The 6,288-nt window shown below is 35.5% G+C and carries 7 protein-coding genes; 3 read left to right on the forward strand and 4 right to left on the reverse strand.

The window, feature by feature from the left end; genetic code table 11:
* Window positions 1-46: 46 nt before the first annotated feature.
* The gene (locus tag AC5JMK_RS11620; RefSeq protein WP_096676318.1) at window positions 47-721 is read right to left on the reverse strand and encodes a rhomboid family intramembrane serine protease; all 675 of its coding nucleotides are present in this window, start codon (window positions 719-721) and stop codon (window positions 47-49) included.
* Between the two features lie 275 nt (window positions 722-996).
* Here AC5JMK_RS11620 and AC5JMK_RS11625 point away from each other — a divergent pair, with 275 nt between their 5' ends.
* Window positions 997-1,998 carry a hypothetical protein gene (locus AC5JMK_RS11625; protein ID WP_096676317.1) on the forward strand — a complete coding sequence of 334 codons (1,002 nt, stop codon included), beginning with the start codon at window positions 997-999 and terminating at the stop codon, window positions 1,996-1,998.
* A 128-nt stretch (window positions 1,999-2,126) separates the two neighbouring features.
* Here the strand turns inward: AC5JMK_RS11625 and AC5JMK_RS11630 are convergent, their stop codons facing one another.
* A complete protein-coding gene (locus AC5JMK_RS11630) occupies window positions 2,127-2,582 on the reverse strand; it encodes a Spy/CpxP family protein refolding chaperone (protein WP_495910132.1) in 456 nt (151 codons plus the stop codon).
* Between the two features lie 244 nt (window positions 2,583-2,826).
* Between AC5JMK_RS11630 and AC5JMK_RS11635 the strand changes: the two genes are divergently transcribed.
* Complete coding sequence (locus AC5JMK_RS11635; protein ID WP_096676315.1) at window positions 2,827-4,047, forward strand: sensor histidine kinase; 1,221 nt, start codon at window positions 2,827-2,829, stop codon at window positions 4,045-4,047.
* Entirely contained in the window at window positions 4,044-4,697 is a 654-nt protein-coding gene (locus tag AC5JMK_RS11640) for a response regulator (protein ID WP_495910133.1), read from the forward strand. The genes AC5JMK_RS11635 and AC5JMK_RS11640 overlap by 4 nt, the downstream gene beginning before the upstream one ends.
* 13 nt (window positions 4,698-4,710) lie before the next feature.
* On the opposite strand, the gene AC5JMK_RS11645 is transcribed toward AC5JMK_RS11640, so the two are convergent.
* Together AC5JMK_RS11645 and AC5JMK_RS11650 are read right to left on the reverse strand one after the other, a co-directional pair.
* The gene (locus AC5JMK_RS11645) at window positions 4,711-5,583 is read right to left on the reverse strand and encodes a HEAT repeat domain-containing protein (protein WP_495910134.1); all 873 of its coding nucleotides are present in this window, start codon (window positions 5,581-5,583) and stop codon (window positions 4,711-4,713) included.
* Window positions 5,584-5,770: 187 nt separating this feature from the next.
* Window positions 5,771-6,199, reverse strand: coding sequence for a nucleoside deaminase (locus AC5JMK_RS11650; protein ID WP_096676312.1), 429 nt, complete (start codon window positions 6,197-6,199; stop codon window positions 5,771-5,773).
* Window positions 6,200-6,288 lie beyond the last annotated feature (89 nt).

Below are 6,288 nucleotides of genomic sequence, written 5' to 3' on the forward strand. Positions count from 1 at the left end.
AAATTTACGGTCTCTACAAAGATTTTATTGACTTTTAACCAACTCACTAATACTCTCGTCTATGCAGTCCCAAGAAGGGAGCAAGTACCACTCCAGCGACGAAACCGCCAATGTGCGCCCAGTAAGCAATTCCCCCGGTCTCTACACTCATATTTGCTGCTGCTTGTAGACTTGCAAAACCAGAAATCAAATTTTGAATAAAGTAAAGCCCAATCAGAAATAAGGCTGGAATTCTCACAGTCGTGACGAAAATACCTAAAAATATTAATGTGACAACTCTTGAGTGGGGAAAAGCAATAATATAACCTCCTAAAATTCCAAAAATTGCACCACTTGCTCCCAATGAAGGAATCCCAGAATTCATACTGATAAACCACTGACATAGGGCAGCAAAAGCACCACAAATCAAATAATAAATTAAGTACTTAAAATGCCCCAGTTTGTCTTCAACATTGTTACCAAAAACAAACAGAAATAACATATTTGAGATTAAATGCCACCAACCACCATGAAGGAATTGGGATGTAAATAATGTTGTCCATTCGCCAGCTAAGTTGGTAGTTAATTGTTCAGGAATAACTGCATATAGCTGCAAAAACTGATTTAGTTGTTCATTTGATAGTTGAAGTTCATGTAGAAAAACTAAAACGTTCATCCCAATCAAGCCATAGGTGATGTATGGGGTAGTTCGCGTTGGATTTTCGTCGTACAGAGGAAACACAGGTGTTGTTCCTAATAATTAATCTATATAAGTGCAATATAGCTTGTGTAACTACTCAACGAATAATCATAATTAAAATTTTAGTAATAAAAATGACATGCTATGCTTGTATTAACCGAGAATTTAACTATATTTTCTTTTTTCAAATTTTATTTGCCAAGCTAAGTAAATGCTAAAACGATAAAATTACTTATTTGTTTTATTACTTTAATCTAAGTATTATTATATAGAAAAGTGATTTTTTTGCTAAACCGATTGGTTGAATAGGCTGTCAAATGAACACAAAGACTACTCAAAACATAACTGACATCATTGATCTGCATCTTGCAGAAAAAACTGTCCAAAAAGATTCAAAGCAGACAAATTTAGATTCTCAAAGCATAGCTTTGTTCGAGCAGAAGTTTATACAACTGTGGCAGGAACTTACAGATAGTTTTGAGAAACTGCTTCAGGAATTAGAGAAAAAGCGGCAAGATGTAGATACTGACTTAAAAAAACAAGTAGAAGTAACTTTGCAGCTTTGTCGAACTGATACAGGAATTCCTTCTCCATCGCAGATAAAAAGGCGTGTTGAGATTGAGAGTAGCTATGAGATTGTCTATGAACAGTATCTGAATGAAGTTCGCGCTCATTTTTTGCAAAATTTATTATCTCTAGATCATGGACTGGGGCGATCGCTTGAGCGCGTAAAATCTCAAATAGCACAGATACTGATTACCAAGACAAATTTAGGAAAATTTACAGCCAGCAAAAGTTCTGAATTTATCCAAGTACTAGCAACAGAAATACCAGATCAACTTATTCCAACTATACCTAGTCAGCTCAAAATAGCATTTCAAATGTTGGCTGAATGTAAACTGAGCTATCGAGAATTTATACTTTATCGCATTCGTCCCCATGTAGATGGATTAACTCCGAAACAACCCGAAACTCCTCAGTTAACGAATTCGCCTTCTACGGAACAAGTATTTCTCAATCTCAAGATAGCTCATGCCCAAAGTCTTCGTAAATGTGAAACAGCCTTAAAACAGTTGCTGAGTGAACCTAGTCAAGTTGCTTTTGCGATCGCAGAAGAGTTTGTTGATCGCACAATTCGTACAGCAGATGTGGAGAATGAATGGCAAATTTTACTACAAAAATTACAACCAGCTTGGGACGATTTTTTCGGTAAACCAGCACAAATTCAACGCGAGTGGATTAACTCTACACAACAAACTACAGATACAAATATTATAGTGAGCGAAGTAGATACAATTTTTACACTCATGGATTTTTAACGGGAGCATCCCAAGATCAACCTGAATATATTTATTTATACAGCGCTTTGCATTTAAATGGATTACACCCCACCCGCAGGTGGGGTTCTTCCGTACCTCACGCTTGTTGAAATCTGCTGTATTTCCTGCTAACGATTCAATTGTTGACGACGTGAGGGTTTATTTGCACGCATTTCTTGCAGTTGTTGTCTTTGTTCAGGAGTCAAAACAGCGTCAATTTGAGATTTTTGAGACTCCATAATTTGTCGCATTTGAGCTTTCTGATCTTCAGTAAGATTGAGGGAGGCTTTTAAATTGCGTCTTTCTTGACGATTTGCTTGACGGTTTTTCTTTGCATTTGCGAGTTGTTCTCGTTGTTGTGGGGTAAGAATTGCATCCATTTTAGCTTTTGTATTCCGACGAATTTCTGCTATTTGGGTTTTTTGTGTATCCGTTAGTCCTAAATTTTGGAATGGGCCTTTACCTTGAGGAACTTGTGCAACTAGAAAAGAAGATGAGTTTGTTTGTGCTTGAGCTGCAAAGGGGACAGCAGTTAAACTGAGAGCAACAGCACCAGCAATCAATGATAATTTTTTGAGTTTCATTTGCGACCTTTAGCGTTTTGTGTGTTTCTTTGTTTCTATCTTAAGAAGTTATATTTAACAGTCACATGAGGAGAAAGTCATGTATAACCCATGACTTAAGTCATGTTTGTGACGTGACAAATAATATAATGTGAACTTATGGAAATCTGTTTACAATTAGTTCTAGTTGGACTACAAACCAATAATATATAAAAATATATCTTGTCTTTTTCCTTAACCCTATTTTCAATACAGGTCTATTTTTGTGAATCAACCAATTAAAGTTAGCAATCATCCTTTTCGGTTTTTACTTTATTTGGAGTGGATATTATTAGTTGTTTCTGCTTCTGCTGTTTTAATACCTTCTCATTTTCAACGTTTCAATAATCAGTCCACAGAGTTAACAATTTTTAGTTTGCTTGTTTTTGGCTTAATGGGCTTGAGATTGCCTACTAAAAATAAATTCATTAAGGTTGTTTACACAATTATAGAAGTAATTTTAATTATTTTTATTTCCTTTTACAATACTAAACCATCTGGAAGGTTTTTCCCTTTTTTATACTTGGTGTTAGTAACTCGTAGCTGTTTTATTTTTCAAATCCAAGGTCGTTTATTTGTTACGACTTTATCTTTGATATTATTTATCTTTTCTATATCACAAAGAAAACCTCCTCGTCCGTCAATACAATTATCACCTGCTATCCAAGAGAGATTGTTATTTTATAATTTTGTTGTTGCTCTATTATTTGGATTAGCTTTAGTTTTTGTATTAATGTTGATGAATACAATTTTATCAGAAAGAGAAAGTCGAGAAAAACTAGCAATTGCTAATCAAAAACTACGTCAATATGCTTTGCAAATTGAAAATCAAGCAACTTTGGAAGAACGCAATCGTATTGCTAGAGAGATTCATGATTCTTTAGGACATTCTTTGACGGCGTTAAATTTACAATTAGAAACTGCTTTAAAATTATGGCAATCTAATCCAGAAAAAGCTCAAACATTTTTAGCAAGAGCAAAAGAATTAGGTTCAAAAGCATTACAAGATGTCCGACAATCGGTTTCTGCGATGCGTTCTCATCCCTTACAAGAACAATCTTTAGAACAGGGGATTGCTAATCTTGCAGAAAGTATGCAGCGTACAACTGGAATCTCGCCAATTCTAAAAATTAATTTATCTCATCCCATTTCTTCGGAGATGACTACCCCGATTTATCGAATTATTCAGGAATCATTTACAAATATTTGTAAATATGCTGAAGCTACAGAAGTGAAACTGGAATTAAGAACAACAGATACAGATTTATACTTAGTAGTTGAAGATAATGGTAAAGGTTTTGATTTAGGGCAAAACACCACAGGATTTGGACAGCAAAGTATGCGCGATCGCACTTTAGCATTAGGTGGAAAATTTAATATTAACAGTACTCCTGGTTCTGGTTGCAAAATTAGAGTTGAAATCCCCTTACCAAGGTATAGTCAATGATCAAAGTCTTCTTGGTAGATGATCAAAATTTAATTCGTCAAGGATTAAAAGCGTTATTAGAACTAGAACCAGATTTAGAAATTATTGGAGAAGCCGAAAATGGCGAGACTGCAATTCATTTGATGGAAGAATTACATCCAGATGTGATTTTAATGGATATTAGAATGCCAATTATGGATGGAGTTGCAGCAACGCGAGAAATTCACAAGCGTTTTCCCAACATACAGATTTTAGTATTAACGACTTTTGATAATGATGAATATGTAACAGCAGCACTACAAAATGGTGCAATGGGTTACTTACTCAAAGATACTCCTTCCGAAGAATTAGCTGTTGCGATTCGTGCTGTTTATAAAGGATATACCCAATTAGGCCCAGGCATAGTCAAAAAACTTTTGACTCAATTCCCGCCAGTTGTACCTGATAAATCGCCACCTCCGCCACCAAGTTTAACTGAATTGACTCCTAGAGAAAAAGAGGTTTTGCGCTTAATTGCTACTGGTGCGACTAATAAAGAAATTGCCCAAAAACTTTACATTTCCGAAGGGACAGTTAAAAATCACGTCACTAATATTTTAAATCGTTTAAATTTACGCGATCGCACTCAAGCAGCAATCTTTGCCAACTCATTTTTATCTTATTTAAACTAGGATGATGAGATAATTATTTTGCCCGTCTGAGTTTCTCTTGATTCAAAATGGCAAGAGGTTCTTTAACAGCAGTAATTGCTTCTGGGCGAAATTTAAATGAGGGGTTCTGCAAAACTTTTAGGGCTGTTTCTAAGTTGGAGACAGTTATATCTAGTTCTTTTGGAGATAATTGATTCAGATTCTCTAGCCAACTCGAAGTAATATCACCTAAAGCATAAGCTGCACTGTGGCGAACAGTTTCATCTGTGTCTTGTAAACGCTTAACTAAAGTAGGTACTGCTGGTGTCGCAGCTTTTCCGATACTACCTAAAGCAGAAATCACATTTACCCGCATCCAATTATCCTGATCATCTAACTTTTTTATGAGGCTAGGTACAGCAGATGCCGCATCTTTGCCCATAGCGCGTAAAATGTGGACTGCACCGTAACGTTCTTGTTGATTTTTGCTATCTAAACCAACTACTATGTAAGGGACATAGGCTTTTCTGTCAATTTTGGCGATCGCTTGAACTGCATGAGAACGAACAGTTGCATCTTTGTCATCTATTGCACGCATCAAGGCGGGTATAGCTTCGGCAGCATTTGCACCAATTTTACCGATAATTACTAATGTGCTGGTACGAACTTGGGGATCACTATCTTGCAAAGCTGTAATTAGGGCGGGAACAGCAGGTTTACCCACTTTTGCTAAATAATCTATAGCAGCAGAACGATGTTGAGGATGCTTTAAGCGTTGAATATGGTAGTTAATTTGTGTCTGGGTTTGTGATTGTGCGGAAGTCGCGTTGATGATGATTAGAGGCGATGAAAGACAAATACAGGCGATCGCAATTTGGGTAACAATGACATTTAAGCGCTGTTTGTGAGTATATCTAGTCACAAGCATGATTTTGGCAATTTATTTCTTAAATGAAACAGACAAAGCCTTGAAATATTTAGTTCCTGTTTTAAACCAGAGAAACAAGATTCTTTGCGTCTTATCCAAATATTATATTAGTCGAACATAGATGTAGCCGCTTGTGTGTCTACGATAATTATTATCCTTACGATTTTTCCATAATTTTATTGAAAAATTACTCTTTAAATAACTCTACACATTCTTTTCTCAAAACACCTTTTCTCAATTTAACTTTTTTAAAACTTTTAGCAATAATCTCTTCGCAAGTTATTTCAATTTGTGATTGATTAACTGATATTAAATCTTGAATAGAAGCACCATATATAATTTCTGATACACCAGCCCAAACGCAAGCTGTTGCACACATTGGGCATGGTTCACCTGTTGTATATATGCTATAACCTTCTAAAGAATAATTTTGAAGTTTTGCTGTTAAACTACGAATGACATTTATTTCTGCATGAGCAGATGGATCGTTATCTCGCTTCACAGTGTTATAACCAACAGCAACTACTTCTCCTTCTTTGACAATTACTGCTCCATAAGGTGCATCTGCTTTTTTTGCTTCTGCTATGGCTAAACGCATAAAATCTTCTGGAGTCATATCATTAATATATAATTTATGGGTTTTAAAGGATATAAGCTGTTCAGCATTTAAATTGGGTATAATAAAAAGCCGAATTCAGTAAAAAA

This window comes from Pelatocladus sp. (assembly GCF_059505505.1).

Coding starts and splice junctions, on each gene's coding strand:
- AC5JMK_RS11650 (WP_096676312.1), bottom strand. CDS start 6,199: ATGACTCCAGAAGATTTTATGCGTTTAGCCATAGCAGAAGCAAAAAAA.
- AC5JMK_RS11625 (WP_096676317.1), top strand. CDS start 997: ATGAACACAAAGACTACTCAAAACATAACTGACATCATTGATCTGCAT.
- AC5JMK_RS11630 (WP_495910132.1), bottom strand. CDS start 2,582: ATGAAACTCAAAAAATTATCATTGATTGCTGGTGCTGTTGCTCTCAGT.
- AC5JMK_RS11640 (WP_495910133.1), top strand. CDS start 4,044: ATGATCAAAGTCTTCTTGGTAGATGATCAAAATTTAATTCGTCAAGGA.
- AC5JMK_RS11645 (WP_495910134.1), bottom strand. CDS start 5,583: ATGCTTGTGACTAGATATACTCACAAACAGCGCTTAAATGTCATTGTT.